At 49.0% G+C, this 20,937-nt stretch carries 23 protein-coding genes; 3 read left to right on the top strand and 20 right to left on the bottom strand.

Annotation, left to right across the window (positions count from 1 at the left end; translation table 11 throughout):
• Nucleotides 1-119 precede the first annotated feature (119 nt).
• The 9 genes from L3D05_RS01970 to L3D05_RS01930 all read right to left on the bottom strand — a co-directional run bounded on the left by L3D05_RS01970 (nt 120) and on the right by L3D05_RS01930 (nt 6,233).
• Nucleotides 120-707 (bottom strand): lysophospholipid acyltransferase family protein, encoded by a 588-nt coding sequence (locus tag L3D05_RS01970; protein ID WP_239614113.1) that lies wholly within the window; start codon nt 705-707, stop codon nt 120-122.
• Between the two features lie 3 nt (nt 708-710).
• A complete protein-coding gene (cmk, locus tag L3D05_RS01965; protein ID WP_239614111.1) occupies nt 711-1,415 on the bottom strand; it encodes a (d)CMP kinase in 705 nt (234 codons plus the stop codon).
• A 131-nt stretch (nt 1,416-1,546) separates the two neighbouring features.
• On the bottom strand, nt 1,547-1,750 hold the full coding sequence (locus L3D05_RS01960; RefSeq protein WP_239614110.1) for a hypothetical protein: 204 nt from the start codon (nt 1,748-1,750) through the stop codon (nt 1,547-1,549).
• Between the two features lie 49 nt (nt 1,751-1,799).
• Nucleotides 1,800-2,444, bottom strand: a complete 645-nt coding sequence (locus L3D05_RS01955; RefSeq protein ID WP_239614108.1) for a flagellar brake protein — start codon at nt 2,442-2,444, stop codon at nt 1,800-1,802.
• Between the two features lie 140 nt (nt 2,445-2,584).
• Nucleotides 2,585-3,940, bottom strand: a complete 1,356-nt coding sequence (ypeB, locus tag L3D05_RS01950; protein WP_239614106.1) for a germination protein YpeB — start codon at nt 3,938-3,940, stop codon at nt 2,585-2,587.
• 117 nt (nt 3,941-4,057) lie between these two features.
• Complete coding sequence (locus L3D05_RS01945; protein ID WP_439647928.1) at nt 4,058-4,249, bottom strand: hypothetical protein; 192 nt, start codon at nt 4,247-4,249, stop codon at nt 4,058-4,060.
• Between the two features lie 20 nt (nt 4,250-4,269).
• A complete protein-coding gene (gene prsW / locus L3D05_RS01940) occupies nt 4,270-4,965 on the bottom strand; it encodes a glutamic-type intramembrane protease PrsW (RefSeq protein WP_239614104.1) in 696 nt (231 codons plus the stop codon).
• Between the two features lie 142 nt (nt 4,966-5,107).
• The gene (locus L3D05_RS01935) at nt 5,108-5,707 is read right to left on the bottom strand and encodes a genetic competence negative regulator (protein WP_239614102.1); all 600 of its coding nucleotides are present in this window, start codon (nt 5,705-5,707) and stop codon (nt 5,108-5,110) included.
• Nucleotides 5,708-5,897: 190 nt separating this feature from the next.
• Nucleotides 5,898-6,233 (bottom strand): hypothetical protein, encoded by a 336-nt coding sequence (locus tag L3D05_RS01930; RefSeq protein WP_239614101.1) that lies wholly within the window; start codon nt 6,231-6,233, stop codon nt 5,898-5,900.
• 166 nt (nt 6,234-6,399) lie between these two features.
• Between L3D05_RS01930 and L3D05_RS01925 the strand changes: the two genes are divergently transcribed.
• The gene (locus L3D05_RS01925) at nt 6,400-7,272 is read left to right on the top strand and encodes a polysaccharide deacetylase family protein (protein ID WP_239614099.1); all 873 of its coding nucleotides are present in this window, start codon (nt 6,400-6,402) and stop codon (nt 7,270-7,272) included.
• Nucleotides 7,273-7,358: 86 nt separating this feature from the next.
• On the opposite strand, the gene L3D05_RS01920 is transcribed toward L3D05_RS01925, so the two are convergent.
• The gene (locus tag L3D05_RS01920) at nt 7,359-7,655 is read right to left on the bottom strand and encodes a hypothetical protein (RefSeq protein ID WP_239614098.1); all 297 of its coding nucleotides are present in this window, start codon (nt 7,653-7,655) and stop codon (nt 7,359-7,361) included.
• Nucleotides 7,652-8,248: a CPBP family intramembrane glutamic endopeptidase gene (locus L3D05_RS01915; protein WP_239614096.1), complete on the bottom strand. Its 597-nt coding sequence runs from the start codon at nt 8,246-8,248 to the stop codon at nt 7,652-7,654. The genes L3D05_RS01920 and L3D05_RS01915 overlap by 4 nt, the downstream gene beginning before the upstream one ends.
• A 100-nt stretch (nt 8,249-8,348) precedes the next feature.
• Here L3D05_RS01915 and L3D05_RS01910 point away from each other — a divergent pair, with 100 nt between their 5' ends.
• Nucleotides 8,349-9,272, top strand: coding sequence for a hypothetical protein (locus tag L3D05_RS01910; protein ID WP_239614095.1), 924 nt, complete (start codon nt 8,349-8,351; stop codon nt 9,270-9,272).
• Nucleotides 9,273-9,496: 224 nt separating this feature from the next.
• Nucleotides 9,497-11,089 (top strand): phosphoglycerate dehydrogenase, encoded by a 1,593-nt coding sequence (serA, locus tag L3D05_RS01905; protein WP_239614093.1) that lies wholly within the window; start codon nt 9,497-9,499, stop codon nt 11,087-11,089.
• A 111-nt stretch (nt 11,090-11,200) separates the two neighbouring features.
• Here serA and L3D05_RS01900 read toward each other — a convergent pair whose 3' ends face one another.
• From L3D05_RS01900 to L3D05_RS01860, 9 genes are all read right to left on the bottom strand, one after another.
• On the bottom strand, nt 11,201-12,652 hold the full coding sequence (locus L3D05_RS01900) for a HAMP domain-containing sensor histidine kinase (RefSeq protein ID WP_239614091.1): 1,452 nt from the start codon (nt 12,650-12,652) through the stop codon (nt 11,201-11,203).
• Nucleotides 12,653-12,655: 3 nt separating this feature from the next.
• The gene (locus tag L3D05_RS01895; RefSeq protein ID WP_255807165.1) at nt 12,656-13,372 is read right to left on the bottom strand and encodes a response regulator transcription factor; all 717 of its coding nucleotides are present in this window, start codon (nt 13,370-13,372) and stop codon (nt 12,656-12,658) included.
• Nucleotides 13,373-13,413: 41 nt separating this feature from the next.
• On the bottom strand, nt 13,414-14,676 hold the full coding sequence (gene ccsA / locus L3D05_RS01890; protein ID WP_239614089.1) for a cytochrome c biogenesis protein CcsA: 1,263 nt from the start codon (nt 14,674-14,676) through the stop codon (nt 13,414-13,416).
• Nucleotides 14,673-16,382 carry a cytochrome c biogenesis protein ResB gene (resB, locus tag L3D05_RS01885; protein WP_239614087.1) on the bottom strand — a complete coding sequence of 570 codons (1,710 nt, stop codon included), beginning with the start codon at nt 16,380-16,382 and terminating at the stop codon, nt 14,673-14,675. The genes ccsA and resB overlap by 4 nt, the downstream gene beginning before the upstream one ends.
• A 25-nt stretch (nt 16,383-16,407) precedes the next feature.
• Nucleotides 16,408-16,971, bottom strand: coding sequence for a redoxin domain-containing protein (locus L3D05_RS01880; protein WP_239614085.1), 564 nt, complete (start codon nt 16,969-16,971; stop codon nt 16,408-16,410).
• A gap of 73 nt (nt 16,972-17,044) precedes the next feature.
• Nucleotides 17,045-17,815 (bottom strand): pseudouridine synthase, encoded by a 771-nt coding sequence (locus L3D05_RS01875; RefSeq protein WP_239614084.1) that lies wholly within the window; start codon nt 17,813-17,815, stop codon nt 17,045-17,047.
• Nucleotides 17,816-17,836: 21 nt separating this feature from the next.
• Nucleotides 17,837-18,376: a spore maturation protein gene (locus tag L3D05_RS01870; RefSeq protein ID WP_255807162.1), complete on the bottom strand. Its 540-nt coding sequence runs from the start codon at nt 18,374-18,376 to the stop codon at nt 17,837-17,839.
• A 5-nt stretch (nt 18,377-18,381) separates the two neighbouring features.
• Nucleotides 18,382-19,050 (bottom strand): nucleoside recognition domain-containing protein, encoded by a 669-nt coding sequence (locus L3D05_RS01865; protein ID WP_239614082.1) that lies wholly within the window; start codon nt 19,048-19,050, stop codon nt 18,382-18,384.
• 3 nt (nt 19,051-19,053) lie between these two features.
• Nucleotides 19,054-20,331, bottom strand: coding sequence for a D-alanyl-D-alanine carboxypeptidase family protein (locus L3D05_RS01860; RefSeq protein ID WP_239614081.1), 1,278 nt, complete (start codon nt 20,329-20,331; stop codon nt 19,054-19,056).
• Between the last annotated feature and the right edge of the window lie 606 nt (nt 20,332-20,937).

Genomic DNA, 20,937 nt, shown 5'->3' with positions numbered 1-20,937 from the left:
AGTTCTACCCCAACTTTATTTAAACCCGCTTCTAGCGGTGCTTAAATCTTGCTAATCCCAATCATGAGTACCAAATTATACCTCTAGTATGAAAGAATGTCGTCAGAAACATGCATCCTTTAAGCAGCAGGTTGACTGGTTTTCATCATTTCTCGGATTCGCGACATGATCAGTTCAGTCGCTTGTTCCATACTTTCCGTAGTTCCTTGCTCCGCATATGGCGCCATATCGATGGGTGCGCCGTATACCGCTATCATCTTACGGAATGGTCGGTACTGGCCGACTAATGCAACCGGCACGACAATGGCTTTAGAACGAATCGCCATCGTAACCGCGCCCCGTTTGCCCATGCCTACCGATTCGTTGCGAGTACCTTCCGGGAAAATCCCCATTACGTTACCGCCCTGCAACAGCGTTATCGCCGTTCGGATCGCCTCTTTGCTCACGCCTCCGCGTTTGACTGGAAACGCGCCGACGGCTTTGATCAAAGATCCGAAGAGAGGAATGCGGAACAGTTCTTCTTTAGCCATATAATGAACTTTGCGGGGCACCCATACCCCTAAAGTAATGGGATCTTGTAAACTTTTATGATTGCTGCATAAGATAACAGGGCCTTCAAGAGGAATGTTAGAGACACCTCTGGCTTCCAGCCGATAAAGAAACATAAAGATAAGACGGAGAATCGCTCTACAGAAACGGTATAACATAATCTACTTCTCCTCCGCCAAAATGGTTCTTGTCGCGGCAAGTCCCCATTGTACGATTTCTTCCGCTACTTCGTCCACTGTCCGCCCCGTAGAATCCACTAGGCGGGCATCGGAAGCTTGAAGGAGAGGCGCGATTTCCCGTTCCTGATCCAGTCGATCACGCTGACTGATTTCGATCTCCAGTTGCTCTAACGTGATGCCAGCATCAGGACCTAACTCTAGAAACCGCCGACTGGCTCTCTCTCTAGGCGTTGCCGTCAAGAAAATTTTCAATTCGGCATCCGGCAATACGTGGGTTCCGATATCTCGGCCATCCATCACGACGCCTTTCTCTTTGGCCATTCGGCGCTGAAGTTCTGCCATCCGTGTGCGGACGCTTTCTAGACGAGCGATATAAGAAACGTTACGGTTGATCTCTAATGACCTTAATTCTGAGGTTACATCTACTCCGTTCACTAGAACGAGTTGAGCAGCCTCACCTGGCAACAGCACGATATCCAATTGTTTAACCAATTGCCCTACGAGTTCATTGTCCTCGGTCGGTATACCAGCTTCAAGAGCTTTGAGCGTAACGGCTCTATACATGGCACCCGTGTCGACATAAACATATTGAAGAGCCCTTGCAACGAGTCGGGCAACTGTGCTTTTACCCGCTCCCGCCGGCCCGTCGATCGCAATATTAATCCGAGTGTACTGAGATCCATTCATGAGAAAAAGACTAGCCTCCTACACGCCAACAACCTGATGTCAATTAGAAAAAATAAGGCAGGCAAAGCCTGCAAGGAATGAGGAAATTATACCACACAGCACTTAGGGATGCAAAAATGCCATCCTCTTAGCTAGCGTGCATGATAATGAAACGGAACGCCTTCCGAATCGTCCGTTGACGTCAGCCAGTGCCGAGCAGCCGGAAATTGGAGCATAAGCTGGGATACACTCAGCAACACGACCAACACGATAATCCCTCGTAAAATAAGCCGTTCCAGTCGACTTGACCATGCGACAAAATCAGACTGGTACTTTTGTTTAGACTTTTCGTCCATGCTTGACCTCCTATGTCCAGATGTGACCTGGACAAGGGGCCTCGCGGCATTAATCCTTACGCTTGTCCAATTGGCGCTCAAAGCAATATCGAATGATTTTCTGTTGATCAGAATCGCCGATTTCCTTAAAGCGCATCATAATCAAATGCTTGTCAGGTTCGACGGGAAGCACTCTGACGACTTCGCCTTCAAATTTTGCATGCGCAACCGTGCCGCCTTTATAATTCAATAATAGCCAACAGGTTAAAACAACATTCGTCACGATCGGTTTATTTCGTTCACAGGTGAAAGAAACTCCGCCTCCGCCTACATCTTCCGTGATGGCTACGAACTTCATCTTATCCCCGACTCTCACAGCTAACTCTAAGTTAGCCTCGACCCTAAGATAGCTGCGGCGTTGATCCTTGGAAATGTCCTCCAACTCCGGCTTGCGAATTGCGACGAGAGGAACAGAATCCTTGCGAAACCCTGTTACGACGCTAGAGAAAGAATGCTTCACCCCGTCTTCCGTGAAGAAATAAAGATGAAGATTCTCGCCTTCTTGCGCACGGTATAACTTCCGACTTTTCTCGTCGAGCGGGATTTCGATATAAATCTGTTGATGGTCTTGATCGGCTACGCGCGAACGCAGCGTTAAAGGCTCTGGTACCGTTTCAGTCTGTATGTACATTGTTTGATTAATTTTCGGAAGCACTCGTAAACCCTCCACATGAAGCATGATCGGAAATCCTGATCGCTCTTACGCTTCATTATAGCACGCGTGGATAAGTTTGGGGAATGACATACAACCATCGCCCGGGATACTTTCGGACGATGGTGTATGGACAACCCTTTTTACCTGTATATCGCTTTGGCGGAATCCGGAATTTCCTCGATGTTCTCCTCTTCCCCGGTATCCGCGTTCATGAATATCCGATAGCGGTGGTTATTGATTTTCCCGACGAATTCATGGCAGAGAACCGACTTGCGCATTTCATTCTCGATTACGGACAGGGAATAATCCTCTACTCGGAAATCGGGATTCAAACCTTTTTGCGCTTGCTCCTTTGTTATCTTCGGTTTACCTGGATCTAACACCTTCTCGGCAAAAACATGGTCAGAAGCTTGCAAACCTACGGCTTCTCCGTTGTCGAGAGCAACGCGCACCGTTACTTTATCCGGATATATTTTCACTCCGTTGAGTGTATGCACGAAAGTGAACACCGCAACATGATCGTATTCATCATAAGTGATCGGCGTCATCTCTTTATAATCGTGTCGGACTAGGAACTGGGAGCCTTTGTTGCGGGCCGTATCGAAATCAAGCTTCCGGCTCTTCACCTCGCGAGGATTCATGAACCAAAGCAGATGTCCTCCTTTACGGGTATAGTCCAACTGAATGTTCACCCCGCCTTGCCCTTTGACGGAGACGGCGAAGATAGGCATGTCCGTCTTGCTTCCGTCCTCCGAAATTTTGGCGTTCGTCTCTTTGGCCTGATGTCCGAGGAAGTCCAACGCTTTTTTCTTGATTTCCGCTTGCGACATCTCTTTGCCTTCCAGCCCCGCTGAAGAAAGCTTACGGTCCGTGGACATCGCGGATGGTCCCCAATCCGCCTCTGGATAAGCCCCCATCTGTTTATCCATCGCCTTGAAGCCGTCGATGATCGTATTGTTGTTAGGGCCATTCTCGCTAGCCATAGCTACCTCGACATCCATCCAACGTAGATGGTCGGATATAACCGCATCCTGCACTTTGCCTAATTCTAAATTGACGGATTCAGCCGTTTTGTACAGTGACTTCATCGTCTTTAGTTCTTCTGGAGTGAGCGGCTGCTTGTTAAGATCCCTCACCGCTGTCCGGTAAGCGAAATTCGAAATCCGCGTAAGAAATTGTTCCGCTTTGTTGAATGGCAACATCGCAAGCGGAAGCTGGTTAATTTCGTTCTGCGCTTGGCTGGTCAACCTCCACACGTTAACCATGCCTTTGCGCTGCATGCCTTGGGACGCGGAAGACACGGCTAACGTTTGTCCGAGCTGGTCATGCAGCCGCCCCATGTGATGGCTCAAATCATGGAACGCGCGCTGATACTGGTTCTCTGCTTTGATTAGAACGGAGTTTTTCTCTTGATGCTCTTGGTACCCCCAAACAATGGCGCCGATAAACAGCAAGGTTGCAATCGGAAACATAATGGAACTTAATCGAGCATACATGAAAAGCCGACCCCTTTCATTCCCAAAACGTTATGCGGTTATTGTGGGAAGAAGGTTCCACTTTTATGCGCGACACCCAGCTTTACCGGAATAACAAGAAAAGGAAGCCCCATCCTGTTAGATGAGAGCTTCCTCTTCGATTTCGAAATCATCCGCATTGCTGCACAAGCATTGCTTGAATCCGGTGTCCACTCGTCCTCTTTCTTTGCGTCCTCGCAAAATGAACTTCTCATGGCACCGATTGCACCGTATCGTTACTTTATGCCGTTGCGACAACAGGTGACTCCCCCCTCTACCGAATATTCCCATATCCAGTATGGACGGAACGGTCACGATTTAATCTCTTCCTCCCGCTTTAAGAACCGAAACGGCGAGACGGCATTGGCGCTGTTAACCATGCGAATTCCGCTGAACCATAGGAATAACATAAAAGGAACGGCCAGCCAAATCCAGCTAGACGGAACGGTCATAAGCATGAAATCGTATGTTCCGTGCCATATAAGGGGCAACAATAACGCCAGCCATAAGTGGATCTTGACGCTCTTGCCTACTGAGAATTTAGCCTTACCGAGAGAATATCCCATATATACACCGAACAAAGCATGTCCGGATACCGGCAGCAAAGCCCTCATCATCAATGTTCCGAACGTAGCGGGCTCAAGGAAAACATATAAAACGTTCTCCAATGTCGCGAAACCAAGCGATACCGCTACGGCATAGACGATCCCGTCGTAAGGTTCATCGAATTCCGTATGATTGTAGATAATATGATAGAGTACGAACCACTTGAAAAATTCTTCGACGCCAGCGGATATGATAAAAGAGAAAGTGAACGGAGACTCTCCCCACCAGATCATTAATCCACGCTGTACGATCATAATGGGCACTACGATCAATACGCCAGTCAGGAACATTTTGAGCACCATCGATACCGGTTCGGCGTCATAGCGATCTTTCCAGTAAAAATAAGCAAGCAACGCAATTCCGGGTACGATCGCGGCCGCCAATATCGATACGAGCAGCATTCATTGTTCCCTCCTTTCCTACCCTTCTATTATAACAGCAAAACAAGACGTGTAAAAAAAGAACATTTGGTGAAATAGGATGATCTTATCATATAAAAAAGCCCCGATATCGGGGCTTTACTCGTTGCGACTATTCAAAAGGTTAATTCGTGAAATGCTCGGCTAGTACTTTAACCGCTTGCGAGCCGATAATGAGTTGGCCATATTCTTCTAGAACAGCAGGGGTGATCGAAGTCGCTTCCCCATATTCCGCCAGCACCGCGATCAGCGCATGATAGCCTGAGCTTTCAAGCCCAGCCGGATCGAAGCAAAGAACCCATTGATTCTGATAGCGGTACATCCTACCTTCTTCGGTCAAATGGCTGACTAATGTCTTGGCGGCACCGATTGCATCTTCAATGTCCCTGAATCGATATATAATGGCTTCGCTTTGTTCAAGCGTAACTTCTAATTCATATACTTCCTCTTCGTCCTCAGACGTGGAATCCGAATCCCTGTCTAGCTTACCTCTGGTGACGATTACAACCATTCCTTGCGCAGGCATAGCGAACACTTCTACCGCTAAAGGGCCAGAAGCATCGAATCCAAGTTCATTGTAGGCTTGATCCATCATTTCGCTAAAAAGCTCATGAACCTTTGGAATCTCTCGCCACATGTCTTCCTTCTGGATCCCGCGCTCAGTCAAATCATCGAAAGTGAGGAATATCCGAATTTTGTCTTGGCTAAGCCGCTCCATCCTCATGACAGGATCCTCCTTCTGTGGGTGATAACAGCTTATGATTAAGCATATAATGCGTGAATGAAACTTTCTTGAGAACATGTTATCACTTCTCCCAACGAAATGCACTAGGGAAAACCCTCGAAAAACAAAAAAACGGCACTATCCTTTCCCTTATAGGGGAGGACAATGCCGCCTTTTTTCACGCTTTTTCCTATATCCGATGTTGCTCGCTATCTTCCATGAACGAATCGATCTCGGCGCGAATTTCCGAATCCCGAGAAGCAGATTTCCCAACATTGTCCATCCCTCTGTCAGGAGAGGAAGTTGATGAGAAACCCGGTTTAGACTTATCCGTCGATCTCATGAAACTGCTTGCAAACTTCGTATTCTTCGCCATCCCCATGGCATCGTCCTTCATGTTGTACATTCGATGCTTAAGGTTATTGCCGACGTTCGCGGCGACAGCTGACATCCTCGGATTACGTTGTATCATCATTACGATTGCAGCTCCTGCTAATCCACCCATAACGAAAGTCCCGATTTTCATTTGCCACCTCCTTAATAACTTTATTGTGACCGGGATGACCTCAGACATTCCCCATCAAAATAAGGAAGCGCGTCATCTGTCGATTCATGGGGTAATTATGATACAATTCATGTACGCCGGCTATGCCGTCTCAAGTGCTATGAACGCAAATGGAGGGAATTCCAGCATGAATCGTCGTCTTCTCGTTTTTTGTACAACCGTTTTGCTGGCTGGGCTTTTGACCGCGTGCGGCGGCAAAGCTTCTACGCCAAGCTCTACCGCTTCCCCATCCCAAGTGGAGACTACCCCGGCATCTCCATCGGCTACAGCGTCAGCTTCGCCGTCAGCGAGTCCGCAAGCTTCGCCGTCCGAAGAAACCGAGCCAAGCGCCACGCCGGAGCCAACCGAAGTCGCTAAAACTTACCGTATGAACAAAAATTATTTCATCGTTCCCATCGACAAAGAAAAGACCGATAACAAAGTCGTGCTTTTAACGTTCGATGACGGCCCTAAAGATCACATAACGCTTGATCCTATCCTCGATACGCTGGATAAACATAATGCAAAAGCTATTTTCTTCGTGAACGGCTATCGCGTAAAAGCGAACCCGGATCTTCTTAAAGTCATCGACGAACGCAATCAAGTCATCGGCAACCATTCTTGGGACCATATCTCCCTTAAAAAAGAAAATGAAGCTAAAATCAAGGACCAAATCGAAAGCGTGCAAACGATCGTTAAAGAAGTTACGGGTAAAACCCCAGTATTCTTCAGGCCGCCTTTCGGAGCTGGCAATGATGCCGTTCGCAAAATTACCAAAGACAACGGAATGCTGTTCATGACATGGTCTAACGGTTCGTTGGATTGGGATATGAACAAAACCGCAGAGGACAAACGCCCTCAAGCTGTAATAGATAACGTAATGGAGCAGCTTCATCCCGGCAGCAACATCCTCATGCATGAGCTTCCCTGGACTGCAAAAACGCTGGATAACCTGTTAACGCAATTGGAAGAGAAAGGCTACTCCTTCGTTGATCCGAACGCGATTGATACCGAATTATAAGCCAAATAAGGCTGTCCCGGAAGGTCCGATCTCAGACCTCCCGGGACAGCCTTATTTCTGAGCTATGGATAGGGTATCGAAATCACCTATACGCCTTCTAGCTTCCGCCCCCACCACAATAACCCGATTACCAAAGCGGTAAATAAAATAACCAACACCAAATAAAACCACTTCGAGAGCTGGCTCCGTTTAACGGGATGGACTTCTGATCGGGGAGGCATCCCGATTTCCGGAATGCCCGAGCTGGCTGCAGCCTCGGCAATGGCCGCTTCCAGCTCTTCGATGGTCAACGGGGGTTGTTCTTCCTTGTCATCTCCGAATACAGTTTGTTTAGCCGCAACGTACCTCTCCCACACCGATGAGGTTTCGTCGTTTTCTTTCATTGTTCTTCCCTCCGGAAACGAATGATACATCCCATCACGAAATCGACCAGGAAATGCGCCAAGATTGGTGCCCATAAGGTTCCCGTTTCCATAAGAATCCAACCCAGCCCGTAACTAATTGCGAATACCAAGCCCGTTGGAATCCAATGGCGTAAATATCGAACATGAATGGCAGCGAAAATAATACTCGTCCAATACGGCCCTATCGCATGTTGAATAGCTCCGCGGAATAACGTTTCTTCGCAAATGGCGACAATCAACGAGATGACGGCGATATGCCATACCGGCCTTGTACGGAAAATTCTGTCGTTGACCCCTCCGTCATCCGCCACATCCTCTGGAGCAAATCGAGAAATACCTAGATCAAACACTAGAACGGCAAGCGCCAATCCGGCTCCCCACCACACAAAATCGGCCGAACCGGGATAACGGTAAAAGTCAAGTGGGTTCCTGCCCTGAAATAAAACCCACACGATACCGATAATAAGAGTGAGCACTTGCGTTACATATAAATTGACTAATAACATCTTGTCATTCAACTGGTCAACGGTCACTTTACGTATTTTGATGTTTTTTATGTCGAATTTTCTCATGTTCCCTCTTATCTTGCGAATTTTTGTATGTTCAAGTGCTTTGTTTTTTCCTATACTAGGACTACCCACAAAATACTAATACCGTTTAAAGGAGCAACCGATGGAAAAGCGTCTGAATCGATCCGATCTCATGTTCTCGCTAGCTTTCTTACTTATGCTTATCATCGCGGTTGGTGCTTTTTTTTACGGCGTCAAAGTCGGCACCGATCGCACGGAAACCAGGCTTGCTGTAGCGGAAGTAACAGTAAACAGTACGGCCGCACTCCAACCGAACGCTTATCAGCAACAAGATTTGGTTTCCTTCTATCATACCGTATTTTTGTCTTATCGTGAATTTCAAAACGATTGGATTACGGCACAAGATAAGTGGTTATCCGATCCTACAGCCGATCGGGCGGCGTCCATGAAGGAACTTGCCAAATCCGCCCAGAAAAAATACGATGCCATCAAAGGGGTCTATGTTGCGCCGATCTCGCCGCATCTGAAAAATTCCCAAACAAGCTACTTAAAGAGCCTCAAGTTGTTTAACGAAAGCTTCTCGGCGCTTGCAGAGAAAGCCAACGAAGGCACAGCGGATATGGTGATGGACAAAGTAAACGGCAATTCGTTCTATAAGGAAGGGAGAGCCCAAGCTCTTACCGCGCAAAAAGAATATTACAGTTCCATGCTGAAATGGGCGGAATCGGTCAACTCCGACATTCCGGGTGATTACGCGAGTCCGGAAGTCCTTTCTATCAGCAAGTGGAAAGCCCTTCCTCTTCTGGTCAAAATTAAAATCAGCTCCGATTTCTTGTCCGAACAAAACGAGCTTACCGACTTTTTGCCACATGACTTAACGGCAAGAATAGACCAGTTCATTAGCTCCGGTCAAGCCGACAAAAGAAAAGTCAAAAGCTTTAATGCGATCGCCGAGTTGCTTGTCAGCACGGAAGCGGTGCGCAACGGAGATTTCGTTTCGATGAAATCGCGCTTCTACGAGAGCGAGCAATTGCCTCAACTGCCTTTTTTCTTCTTGGAGAAGTAGAACTTTGGGATAATCTCGATTTCATGCTCATTTTGTCGTACTTTCGCCATTGCAATGCCTATCCCATTGCTATAAAATAGGAAAGGCAATTGGAACCACGCTCGTGCGTAAGGCGATACAGGAAAAGAAGTGACCTTGCGGAGTCACCCTCTACGCACCGTTTGCCCGCTAATTGCGGTGAGCGGGGTTGAGGGTGTTTTCTATATATCGAAGGAGGGTTCCACATGTTTAAAGTACTGGTCTCGGATCCGATTAGCGATTTGGGGATTTCACTCCTCGTCGAAGCATCCGACATCTCGATTGACAAGAAAACAGGATTAAGCGAGGACGAACTCGTCGCTATTATCGGCGAATACGATGCATTGCTCGTTCGTAGCCAAACACGAGTAACTGAAAGAATCATGACTGCCGGCAAACAATTGAAAGTCATCGGCAGAGCTGGCGTCGGCGTCGATAATATCGATCTGGACGCAGCGACCAAACGCGGAATTATCGTTATTAATGCTCCTGATGGCAATACGATTACAACGTGCGAGCATACATTCGCCATGATGATGGCCGTTGCTCGTCATATCCCTCAAGCTTACTTGAAAACAGTCGGCGGCGAATGGGATCGCAAAACCTTCGTCGGTGTAGAGCTTCGCAATAAAGTACTTGGCGTACTGGGTATGGGCCGGATCGGCAGCGAAGTCGCATCCCGTGCCAAAGCATTCGGCATGGACGTCCTCGGTTACGATCCATTCCTGACGGAAGAGCGCGCTGAGAAGATGGGCGTACGCAAAGCATCCGTTGAAGATATTATTGCGGAAGCGGATTTCATTACCGTTCATACGCCTCTTACTCCGGAAACTCGCCATATGATCGGTAAAGATCAATTTGCCCGCATTAAAAAGGGTGTTCGCATCGTTAACTGCGCACGTGGCGGAATTATCGATGAGCTAGCGCTCGTTGAAGCTATCAATGCAGGACAAGTCGCTGGAGCTGCTTTCGACGTATTCGAAGAAGAGCCGCCTGCGGCTGACCACCCTTTCCTGTCCCACCCGAAAATCATTGTTACCCCTCACTTGGGCGCTTCGACTATTGAAGCCCAAGAGAACGTTGCGATCGACGTATCGGAGCAATTGCTGCACATTCTTCGCGGTGAGCCGTTCAAGAATGCCGTTAACATGCCTCCTGTCGCCGCAGACGTATTAGCTAAGCTTGAGCCGTACTTCCAGCTCGGCAACAAGCTTGGAAGCTTCGCAGCCCAAATCGCCGAAGGTCCCGTGAAGGAAATCGCGGTTACTTACGCTGGAGAATTAGCGGATGTCGATACGCAACCGTTAACTCGCCATATCGTTGATGGCGTACTTTCCTATCACTTGGGTTCCGATCAAGTCAACGTCGTTAACGCGATGCATCTTGCCAAGAACCGCGACGTGAACATCGTCATTACGAAGTCGCATGCTTCCAAAGGGTTCACTAACCAAGTGAGCGTAACTCTTCGCACCGACAAAGAAGAGCGCCTCGTAGCGGGAACATTGCTGAACGGCTTCGGTCCACGTATTACTCAAGTGGACAAATTCCCGGTCGACGTTGAGCCTCAAGGACATATCCTGCTTATCTCCCACGATGATAAGCCAGGCATCATCGGCCGCGTTGGAACACTGCTTGGCACAAGAGATATCAATATCGCTACTATGCAAGTGGGACGTAAAATCGTCGGCGGCGCAGCTATCATGGTGCTCGGCGTAGATAAAGGCGTAACTAAGCAAGTGCTGGGCGAAATCTCCGCCCTGCCTGATCTGAACAACGCTAAAGAAGTTCACTTGTATTAATTAATGGGATAACCAACATAAAAAAATCTCCCGCAGCCGTTTAAGGCCGCGGGAGATTTTTTTATGTTGGGCACCTGACACCCTGATATCGATGCTAAGTTAGTTCCCTTCTTAGCGCTTCGATACTGGATTATTCTTTTTGCGACTTGCAGTCATAGGAAGCATGATGGTGAAAGTTGTCCCTTCACCAGGCGCGCTTATCGCGCTGATCGTCCCCCTGTGGGCTACGATCAAGTTTTTCACGATGGCTAGTCCTAATCCGGTTCCGCCCGTTGTCTCTCTCTTGCGGGCTTTATCCGCCTTGTAGAACCGCTCGAAAATATAGGGCAGGTCCTCGGGAGGAATTCCCTGGCCTTCATCCCTGATCTTAAGCTCTAGCCAGTCTCCCTTAGCGCTTTCGACTTTGGACGCGCAAAGGGCGATGGAGGCACCAGACGGGGTATGACGCAAAGCATTATCCATTAAATTCGTTAACACTTGCTCAAGGCGATCCGCGTCTGCCTCTTCAACGATCAGAGTCGGATCTTCTTCGGTCTTCGTAAGCATGATCTGACGATCTTTAGCTAGAGCTGCGAATTTACGGTATACCCGCGACATCAAACCGTTAACGTCCAGAGGCTGAAAATTCATCTCAAGATAACCGGCTTCCATTCTGGCCAAGTCGAGCAAATCTTTAACAAGTCGTCCCATTCTTAGCGATTCGTCATGGATAACCTGTACGAGCTCTCTTCTTTCTTCGGGAGAAGCGGCGATATCATCCATGAGCGCTTCGCTGTAGCCTTGCACCATCGAAAGCGGTGTCCGAATTTCATGCGATACGTTCGCTACGAAATCTTTGCGCATTTTGTCCACGCGGAATTCCTCGGTTACGTCCCTTAGAACCGCAACCGCTCCTCTGACGGAATCCGTGGACGCCAGCGGCGTCATCACGACGGACCATACTCCGCTTTTCACGTGTATTTTGACGGTAAGTTCTTTGCCCTTCGAGATGACGTTGCGGAAAGTTTCCCGTAACGGACCCGGCACGTGAGCATCCCGTTCGGGTGTATCCTCGTCGGTCCAGTCTACGGAGCTCCAATCCTCCAGCAAATGTTGGCCTTGCGGGTTAGTCAGTATGACCTCACCTTCGGCATCGAAGGAGATGACGGAATCCGTCATGCTCTTAAGAACACTGCTTAAATGATCCCGTTCGTGCTGAAGATCGCGAATGAGCGTCTGCAGCTCCGAAGCCATCTGATTAAAGGTGTTAGCCAGTTCCCCGATCTCGTCCGACGACCGAATTGCAACTCGGGTCGTATAATCTCCCTGCGCGACCCGATTCGCCGCTTCCTTCATTTCCCGTAAAGGTTGGGTGATCTTAGTTAGCAAGAAAAAAGCGAAAAAAGTCGTAAGAAGAAATCCGATGATCCCCGCATAACTGAACAATCGCTTGATGGCAAGCGGATCCGTAAACGTAAGATCGATATATTCAAGCAGGAACAACCCTAAGGTGAGAATGACAACGGCAACTAAGCCCATAATCGTCAGCCACATTTTGCCGACGACCGTTCTCCAGATCACCATAGTCTACTTCGCCGCCTCCAGCTTGTACCCTACTCCCCATACCGTCGTGATCATGGAAGCCGCTTCGGAAGATACTCGATTCAGCTTCTCGCGAAGACGCTTGACGTGGGTATCTACCGTACGCAAATCACCGAAGAAGTCATAGTTCCATACGTCTTTCAACAGCTCTTCACGCGAGAATACTTTGTCGGGAGTACTTGCTAAGTAGTGCAGCAGCTCATATTCCTTAGGCGTTAAGTTTACCTCTTGGCCGCTTGCTGTCACCCGATGGGCGTCATGCTCGATGATCAAATAGGGAAACACGATATTGTTGCTCGTATTTAGCTCTTTCGATAAGAACGCGGTTGCCGAAGATCTGCGCAATATGGCTTTGATTCGAAAAATGACTTCCCGCGGGCTGAATGGCTTAACGACATAATCGTCGGCGCCGACCTCGAAACCTTGAACCCGGTTGACTTCCTCGCCTTTCGCTGTGAGCATGAGCACAGGCGTCGCTTTCTGCTGGCGAAGGCGAGCGCATACTTCTAACCCATCGATACCAGGCAGCATGAGATCAAGCACGATAAGATCGAAATCATCCTCTTGGGCCATGCGAAGAGCGGTCTCTCCGTCTTCCGCCTCTTCGATGATATAGCCTTCCTTTTCCAAATACATTCTAAGCAAACGGCGTATTCTCTCTTCGTCATCAACGACCAGTATCCGATTCCCAATGTTATTCAAAGCTTGATCTCCTCTCGGCACTTAGCCTTATATGTGCCACATTATACCCCGGCGTATGAATGCAATCCGGCAATTACGAGATTAACCCCGACTAACGTAAACATGACGACCAAGAAACCGATAACCGCCAGCCACGCTGAACGGGTACCCTGCCATCCGCGGGATAACCGCAAATGAAGGTAGGCGCTGTAGAACAAAAACGTAACGAGTGCCCAAACTTCCTTCGGATCCCAGCCCCAGAAACGAGACCAGGCAATTTCAGCCCAGATCATCGCGAAGATAAGAGCGCCAAGCGTGAAGATCGGGAAACCGATCGCGATCGCCCGATAGCTGATCTCTTCCAAATCCTCTGGGTCAATATCCGCCAGATGGGGATTAATGACAGCCGTCAGCTTCTTGCGGGCAATTAACCTAAGAACCCCGTAGAGCACCAAACCTGAAATGACTGACCAAATTACGGTGTTCAACTTGCGTCCCGCATTAACTCCGTTTAACCAAGATGGAGATTCGAACGCCGGCTCTTTCATGCCGAGGAACGACTGGAAGGAAACCGTCTCGCTGTTGTATGGGGCTACGATAGGTGGAAGGCTGTATTTGACTTCCTTAATCTCGGAAGTCGCGACTCCGTTATCGTCGATCTTAACGACTTCTTGCTTAAATGCCGACTCGTACCCCGCGCCGCGGAATCCAAAGACGGCGACAAGAAAACCGATCAGCACGATAATGACGAATAGCGAGAACTCCGTCCAAAATTGGGCGCGTTTACCTGCCTTATCGGTGCGAGTAAAGTCGACTACTCTAATCAACTGCATAAGAGCGGCTGCAAACCCAACCGCGAAGAATGCTTCTCCGGTAGCAGCCGTCGTTACGTGGATTTTCAACCAATAGTTATTCAATGCCGGGATCAACGGCTGTACTTCGGATGGAAATACGGAAGCGTAAGCAATAATAATTATGACAAGTGGGAGCGCGAAAGCTCCGAGCAACATATTGCGGTAAATCAAATGGACCACGATGAAAGCGAACATAATCGCCATGCCAAGGAAGGTCATAAATTCATACATATTACTGGTCGGAATGTGTCCTCCGCCATACCAACGGGTAAAGAAGAAAGTGAGATGAGCGATCCACCCGATCACGGCAGCCGCAAATCCTATTTTCCCCCAACGATTAGTATGATCTTCCGGTTTACGATTACTCCAACGCTTGCCCCCAACCGCAATAGCGAAACAAATAAATGAAGCGCAGTACAAATAAAATGCGACAATGAAAGCATTGCTACTGAAATCTAGCCACCAACTCAACGTACATTCCTCCTATTATCAAGCGACTTGGGCAATACTTCGATGCCCGTACGTCCCAAAGCCCATGCAACGTCAGCCCTCAATCCGAAGCTGTTCTTATTCGTGTGTCCTCCGAGCGAAAGCTTGCCCTCGTCGATTCGTAACCAAATTCTCCTATGCTGCCAATAGAATCCCATGATCAAGCCGATCATGGAAATCGCGGCTCCGACCCAGATGTACGGCATAGCCTTGTCCATCCGAATGTTCAAATAGGTCGTATATTCGGAATACTTAATATTATTCATTTTACCATCGACGATCGGGTTTTCCACTTGAATAGAGAAAACACCTTGGCTGTCTCCTCTTTGCTTAAAGCTGTCGTTGAGTAGTTTCTGATAAAACTTACTCTTCTCGCTAGGCATTGGGAAGTAAATATAGATTTCACCCTTAGCCTGAAGGTTCGGACCTTGGATTCTGAATACGAAAGCCGGGTTGTTCGGCTCGCGCGTCTTCGTCATCGGGCGGTTCTGCTCGTCCAAGCCGAAATCCGGATAATAATCGTTAAGCTTCAACGTATAGGGACCGACTTCGTACTTCTCTATCGGATCGTCCATGAGCAGATCGAACGAGCCTATAGGCTTGCCGGTCGCAACGTCCATAAGCGTTGGATGTACGGAGATGAAGCGAACCCGCTCCTGAAAGCTGTTCTGGTATAGCTTCAAACCTTTGTAAGACATGGCGCTGTTCACGCGAATGTCGTGCTGTTTCACTTCCGTGAGGACAGGTTCTTGGATCGGATCGTCGCAAACGTCCGTACATTCGAAGAGTCGAGCTTTCGTCTCATACAGCTTAACGACCTTCGTCCCCTTCTGGTTGTTAGCCAGTTCATTTTCCGGATAATAGTCTACCGTGAACTTTTCATTTTTCACGTAATAGTTCGTTCCTGGAATTTGCCTTGTTTCCCCTTCGTAAAGAGCAAGGTATTGATCCATATGCCAGGCTGGAATTCCGCGCCCCAGAACCGCCAACAGGAAAATAATAAGTCCGATATGGTTGATATAGGGTCCCCAACGGCTAAATCTGTTCTTCTCCGCTAACAACGCTCCGTCTTCTTGCCATATCCGATAATGTTTGCGCTTGAGCTGTTTGCCGAATTCCGTTATCCACGCTTCATTATCGCCTTGCATATCGCCGGAATACACGACCTGCTGCCGGGTAATGAATTGCAGATGTTTGCGAATTTGCTGTTTGGATAAAGCGCGATAGAGCGGTAGTACCCGATCGAGACTACAGACGACGAGTGACGTCCCAATCATCACGAGCAGCGTAATGAACCACCAGGACTCGTAAGTTCTCGACAATCCTAACGCATGGTAGATAACGCCCAAGGTTCCGTGCTCTTCTTTGTAATACGCGGCAAATTCAGAGCGCTCCGTTAAGTTGATTAACGTGCTCTCCTGTTGGAATATCGTTCCTAATGCCGCGCCCAGCAACGTAATGACGATTAAGTAAACCGCAATTTTAACCGAGGAGAAAAAATTCCATATCCGATCGACGATATGCGGGTTCGATTTCTGCGACCTGCGCGCGACACCGTCATACCTCATCTCTAGTGGAGCGTTTTCATCTGTTAGCAATTCCTCGATCAGAGGTTTACCGCACGACTCGCACAATACAGTTCCTACTGGATTTTGATGTCCGCATTCGCACTTGGTGTTCTGAAACAACTGTGAAGCCTCCTTAACTAAACGTTCACGACTTCATTAGCCGTTCTACGCGCACTTCGATTTCCTCTTCCGTCAGCAATCCGCCTATGACGACCTCTTGAATCTTGCCATTTCGGCCAATGAAGAACGTCGTCGGGTATTGCTTAAGCCCGTAAGCCTTTTCCGTTCGTTTATCTTTGTCCATCAGGATCGGAAAGTTAACCCCTACCTGGCGAATAAAGCTTTCTACGGTTAATCGGTCTTCGCTTAAGTTGATTCCGATCAGCTCCAAACCTTGCCCTTCCCATTTCTCGTATTGCTTCTGCAGAGCGGGCATTTCATTCCGGCAAGGCGGGCAAAAGGTACCCCAGAAATTCACGATGAGCGGTTGGCCTTCGTAATCCTTCCATTCGTGAACTTGGTTGTCCAATCCGGCTAATCGAAAACTAGGAGGCTTATCCCCCTTCGTAAGTACGACGCTTTTTGAAAATAACGAATTGCCGATCGCAAATCCCCCCACAAGGAGAACGACGGCTAATATGATATATTGAATCGTTTTCCGATAACGTCCCATTTGAAGCTTCTCACCACCTGTATGCGATACTCTCATTATAACGAAAACACCGGGGTCAAGGGCAAGAGCCCGACCTCCGGTTTTGAACATTGTGTGACGCAATATGGGGTTAATCTTGGACGGTATCCGGGGTTTCAGCACCCGGTGCGACAGCTACGCCCGCAACGGACTCTTGCAACTTGCTTATCTCATCGGCCGTAAGCCGGCGGTTCTTCCCTCGTTGCAAATTTCCCAGTACCAATCCGCCGAATGAGATCCTCTTCAACCGCGTGACGGGATGGTTAATCGCGTCGAACATCCGACGTACTTGGCGATTGCGCCCTTCGTGGATCGTGATCGCGATCGTGGCGAATTTCTTCTCGGGATCGATATCGTGATATTCGACTTCGGCTGGCGCCGTTAAACCGTCTTCGAGCTTAATGCCCTTCTGCAACTTCTCCAGTGCATTACCATGCGGAACTCTTTCTACGGTAGCATGATAAGTTTTCGGCACATGATGGCTCGGATGGGTCAGCTTGTGCGCGAGATCCCCGTCATTCGTCAAGAGCAGCAGCCCTTCGGAATCGTAATCCAATCGACCGACCGGATATAACCGTTCCTTGATTTCCTTCAAGTAATCGGTAACGACGCTTCGGCCTTGAGGATCGGATACGCTCGTAATAACCCCTTTGGGTTTATTGAACATAATATAAACCTTGGCTTCTTTCTTAATCGCTTTGCCGGATACCGTTATGATGTCTTTGGTAGGATCGGCTTTAATGCCAAGCTCGGTAACGACTTCACCATTGACCGTAACTTTACCGGCAGTGATGAGCTCTTCGCATTTCCGCCGCGAAGCTACCCCGGCATTCGCTAGAACTTTCTGTAATCTTTCTTCCACGGACTTTCACCTCATCCACCATCATACCAAGCCGAACAACAACCAGCAAGCGGCAACGGCAGCGAAGAACCCGATGAAGTCGGAAATGAGCCCTACCTTTAAAGCATAACGCGAATTTCGGATGCCGATGGCGCCGAAATAAACCGTCAATACGTACAGGGTCGTGTCCGTACTCCCCTGAATCGTTGAAGCAATTCTTGCGACGAGAGAGTCCGGCCCTTGCTCTTTGATCAAATCCGTAACAAAGGCTAACGAACCTGCTCCGGTTATCGGACGCAGCAACGCTAACGGAAGAACTTCGCCCGGAATGCCGACGCTTTCGAACAGAGGTCTGACAAGGCCGATTAGAGCATCCAATGCGCCAGAAGCGCGAAACATACTGATCGCCGTCATCATGCCGACGAGATGCGGAATGATACCGATAGCCGTCTGGAAGCCGTCTTTCGCTCCGTCGATGAACGATTCGTACACGGGAACTTTGCGCAAAGTTGCGTATAAAGGAATGAATGCGATTAGAACGGGAATCGTCCACGTCGAGATTATCTGAATAAGTGAGATCAAATCGTTCAGCCTCCCCCTATCGGAGCGGGCGGGTTAGGCAAGGAAGATGGAGAAGCTGCTCCTTTGTTCGATTGTAATGTCGGCGTGCTTGGAGGGGCTTTGGTTCTCCTCCGATACCACCTGTCCACTAGAATAGCAGCGCCGGTCGATATTAAAGTTGCAAGTAACGTCGGAGCGACGATGTCCGCCGGGTGAACGGAACCGAAATTCATTCGAATCGCTATAATCGTCGTAGGTACAAGCGTGATACTGGCCGTATTTAGCGCCAACAGAGTACACATCGCCGGTGTAGCGATCGTAGGATTCGGATTCAACTTTTGCAGTTCTTGCATGGCTTTAATGCCCATTGGAGTCGCGGCGTTACCTAACCCGAGCAGATTGGCGCTCATGTTGGACAAGATGTACCCCATCGCGGGATGATCCCCGGGAACGTCCGGAAACAGCTTGCGGACGACGGGGGCCATTATACCCGCCAGCTTGCGAACGAGCCCCGCATCCTCCGCTATTCTCATAAGCCCCATCCAGAATACGAGTATGCTGATCAAGCCCAAACAGACGGTTACCCCAGTCTGCGCGCCGCCGAAGGCCGCTTCCGCGACCTTCTCCATTTTCCCATTGGCCGCACCGAAGATAACGCTGAATACGATCATCCCCATCCATATCCAGTTCACCATATTTTAAGTCCCCCTCTGCAGGAATAGGGCTTTGAAGGTAGCTCTTATCGATGCAACAAAGGATCTTGATGGTGTTGAGGCTTGTACGGCGGCTAAACGTGAATGATCTAGTTCGCTCATGGTCTGCTGATGCTGGTGTTGTTGCCGCTCCTCTTGTTTCCCTTGCTCGACTTGCGGCTGATCTTTCTTATCGATAAATGGTACGGTACCAATAATGCGATCATTCAATATGAATTTCAGTTGACCTCGGTAACCTAGGTTGTAATAGACCGATCCTTCGTTCAATCGGGCTAATTTTATTTTCATCTGCTCCCGTTCTCCATTAGCAAAAGGATAAGTGAAGCTTGTCGTCACTTGATAAGGATAACCCGAGATCGGTTCACCGGCTTGCGTCACTTTTGCCAGATGAAACTGCTCGAATCCGTAATCGAGGAGATTCTGGTGATCCAACCAGTCGGATCCGTCGTTCAAAGTCACCGCCACGAGTTGCTGCCCATCGCGCGTCGCCGAGCTAACCAGCGTTCTTAAGGCTTGCTTCGTGTAGCCCGTTTTAACGCCATCCGCTCCTTCATACATCGTGAGCATTTTGTTCTTGTTTACCCATTTATAATCCCATTGCTCATTCGGGTTAGGTGCTTCTTTTACTTTCGTCTTGACGATACTGGCGAAATCCGGGTTGTGCAAAGCGTATACGGTGAGCTTCGCCAAATCGTTCGCCGACGAATAATGGCCCTGCTCGTCCAATCCGTGCGGGTTCATGAAGTGGCTATGCGTGAGTCCTATTTCTTCCGCTTTCTTGTTCATAAGGTAGGCGAATCCTTCTACGGATCCTCCCACATGTTCCGCGATCGCCGTCGCTGCGTCGTTGCCCGATCGCAGCATAAGCCCGTAAAGCGCGTTTCTGAGCGTGATTTTCTCCCCCGCTTTCAAGTACAAGGAGGAGCCCTCCTTCCCGGCCGCCCGGGTGCTGACATTGATGGTGCTATCAAGATTGCTATGCTCGATCGCGACGATCGCGGTCATGATCTTCGTTAAGCTTGCGATCTTCATCGGCTCGTCTCCGTGCTGGCTGAATAAGATTCGCCCAGAGGTTACATCGGCAAGTGCCGCTGCCTTTGCATGGTTACTTGGTGCCCTAGGCAACTTTACGTTCGTGTCATCCGTTGACTGACTCCCAAGAGCGGCGTGGGCCTCTGAATGGAAGCTGATCATGAGCAGCGGAACGGCGATTAAGCCCGTCCACAACTTGCGGGCATATCGTTTACCAATAAAGGTGAACATGCGTGCGTTTCCTCCTTGAGCGACTAGCCGGTTATATTGCGGATTGCGGCCCGTCCCAAAAATCATATAACCATTTTATGTACGCATGTCCCGAAGTATGTAAGCGGAGAATCGATCAAGTTTTCGATCAAGTTTTCGATCATGTTCTGAGTGTTGATGATAGGCTAAGAATACAAGCGCCACATCTCTTTTCTCGCTATCCCCTTCGCTCAGAAAAGTACTCGCCATGCCTTCGTCGCTTTTTGCGACTATGAGCGCATCTTTCCGCGCTCACCTTCCACTATTGTCGCTTTTTGCGACTATGAGCGCGCCTTTCCTCGCTCACCTTCCGCCATCATCGTTTTTTGCGACTATGAGCGCGCCTTTCCTCGCTCACCTTCCACTATCGTCGCTTTTTGCGACTATGAGCGTGCTCTTCCTCGCTCACTTTCCACCATCGTCGCTTTTTGCGACTATGAGCGCGCCTTTCCTCGCTCACCTTCCGCCATCATCGTTTTTTGCGACTATGAGCGCGCCTTTCCTCGCTCAGCTTCCACTATCGTCGCGTTTTGCGACTATGAGCGCGCCTTTCCTCGCTCAGCTTCCACTATCGTCGCGTTTTGCGAC

Source organism: Cohnella mopanensis, assembly GCF_022352055.1.
In the GTDB taxonomy this organism is placed as follows: Bacteria; Bacillota; Bacilli; order Paenibacillales; family Paenibacillaceae; genus Cohnella; species Cohnella mopanensis.
The sequence above is the reverse complement of the archived record's forward strand: the minus strand, read 5'-3'. Positions and strand labels throughout refer to the sequence as shown.

Excerpts from the sequence above, each read along its gene's own strand:
- L3D05_RS01865 (WP_239614082.1), bottom strand. The coding sequence starts at position 19,050 with ATGGTGAACTGGATATGGATGGGGATGATCGTATTCAGCGTTATCTTC.
- L3D05_RS01910 (WP_239614095.1), top strand. The coding sequence starts at position 8,349 with ATGGAAAAGCGTCTGAATCGATCCGATCTCATGTTCTCGCTAGCTTTC.
- L3D05_RS01880 (WP_239614085.1), bottom strand. The coding sequence starts at position 16,971 with ATGAGAGTATCGCATACAGGTGGTGAGAAGCTTCAAATGGGACGTTAT.
- L3D05_RS01900 (WP_239614091.1), bottom strand. The coding sequence starts at position 12,652 with ATGGTGATCTGGAGAACGGTCGTCGGCAAAATGTGGCTGACGATTATG.
- serA (WP_239614093.1), top strand. The coding sequence starts at position 9,497 with ATGTTTAAAGTACTGGTCTCGGATCCGATTAGCGATTTGGGGATTTCA.
- ypeB (WP_239614106.1), bottom strand. The coding sequence starts at position 3,940 with ATGTATGCTCGATTAAGTTCCATTATGTTTCCGATTGCAACCTTGCTG.
- L3D05_RS01935 (WP_239614102.1), bottom strand. The coding sequence starts at position 5,707 with ATGAGGATGGAGCGGCTTAGCCAAGACAAAATTCGGATATTCCTCACT.
- L3D05_RS01945 (WP_439647928.1), bottom strand. The coding sequence starts at position 4,249 with ATGGGAATATTCGGTAGAGGGGGGAGTCACCTGTTGTCGCAACGGCAT.
- L3D05_RS01915 (WP_239614096.1), bottom strand. The coding sequence starts at position 8,248 with ATGAGAAAATTCGACATAAAAAACATCAAAATACGTAAAGTGACCGTT.
- L3D05_RS01860 (WP_239614081.1), bottom strand. The coding sequence starts at position 20,331 with ATGTTCACCTTTATTGGTAAACGATATGCCCGCAAGTTGTGGACGGGC.
- L3D05_RS01920 (WP_239614098.1), bottom strand. The coding sequence starts at position 7,655 with ATGAAAGAAAACGACGAAACCTCATCGGTGTGGGAGAGGTACGTTGCG.
- L3D05_RS01925 (WP_239614099.1), top strand. The coding sequence starts at position 6,400 with ATGAATCGTCGTCTTCTCGTTTTTTGTACAACCGTTTTGCTGGCTGGG.
- L3D05_RS01960 (WP_239614110.1), bottom strand. The coding sequence starts at position 1,750 with ATGGACGAAAAGTCTAAACAAAAGTACCAGTCTGATTTTGTCGCATGG.
- cmk (WP_239614111.1), bottom strand. The coding sequence starts at position 1,415 with ATGAATGGATCTCAGTACACTCGGATTAATATTGCGATCGACGGGCCG.
- prsW (WP_239614104.1), bottom strand. The coding sequence starts at position 4,965 with ATGCTGCTCGTATCGATATTGGCGGCCGCGATCGTACCCGGAATTGCG.
- L3D05_RS01930 (WP_239614101.1), bottom strand. The coding sequence starts at position 6,233 with ATGAAAATCGGGACTTTCGTTATGGGTGGATTAGCAGGAGCTGCAATC.
- L3D05_RS01970 (WP_239614113.1), bottom strand. The coding sequence starts at position 707 with ATGTTATACCGTTTCTGTAGAGCGATTCTCCGTCTTATCTTTATGTTT.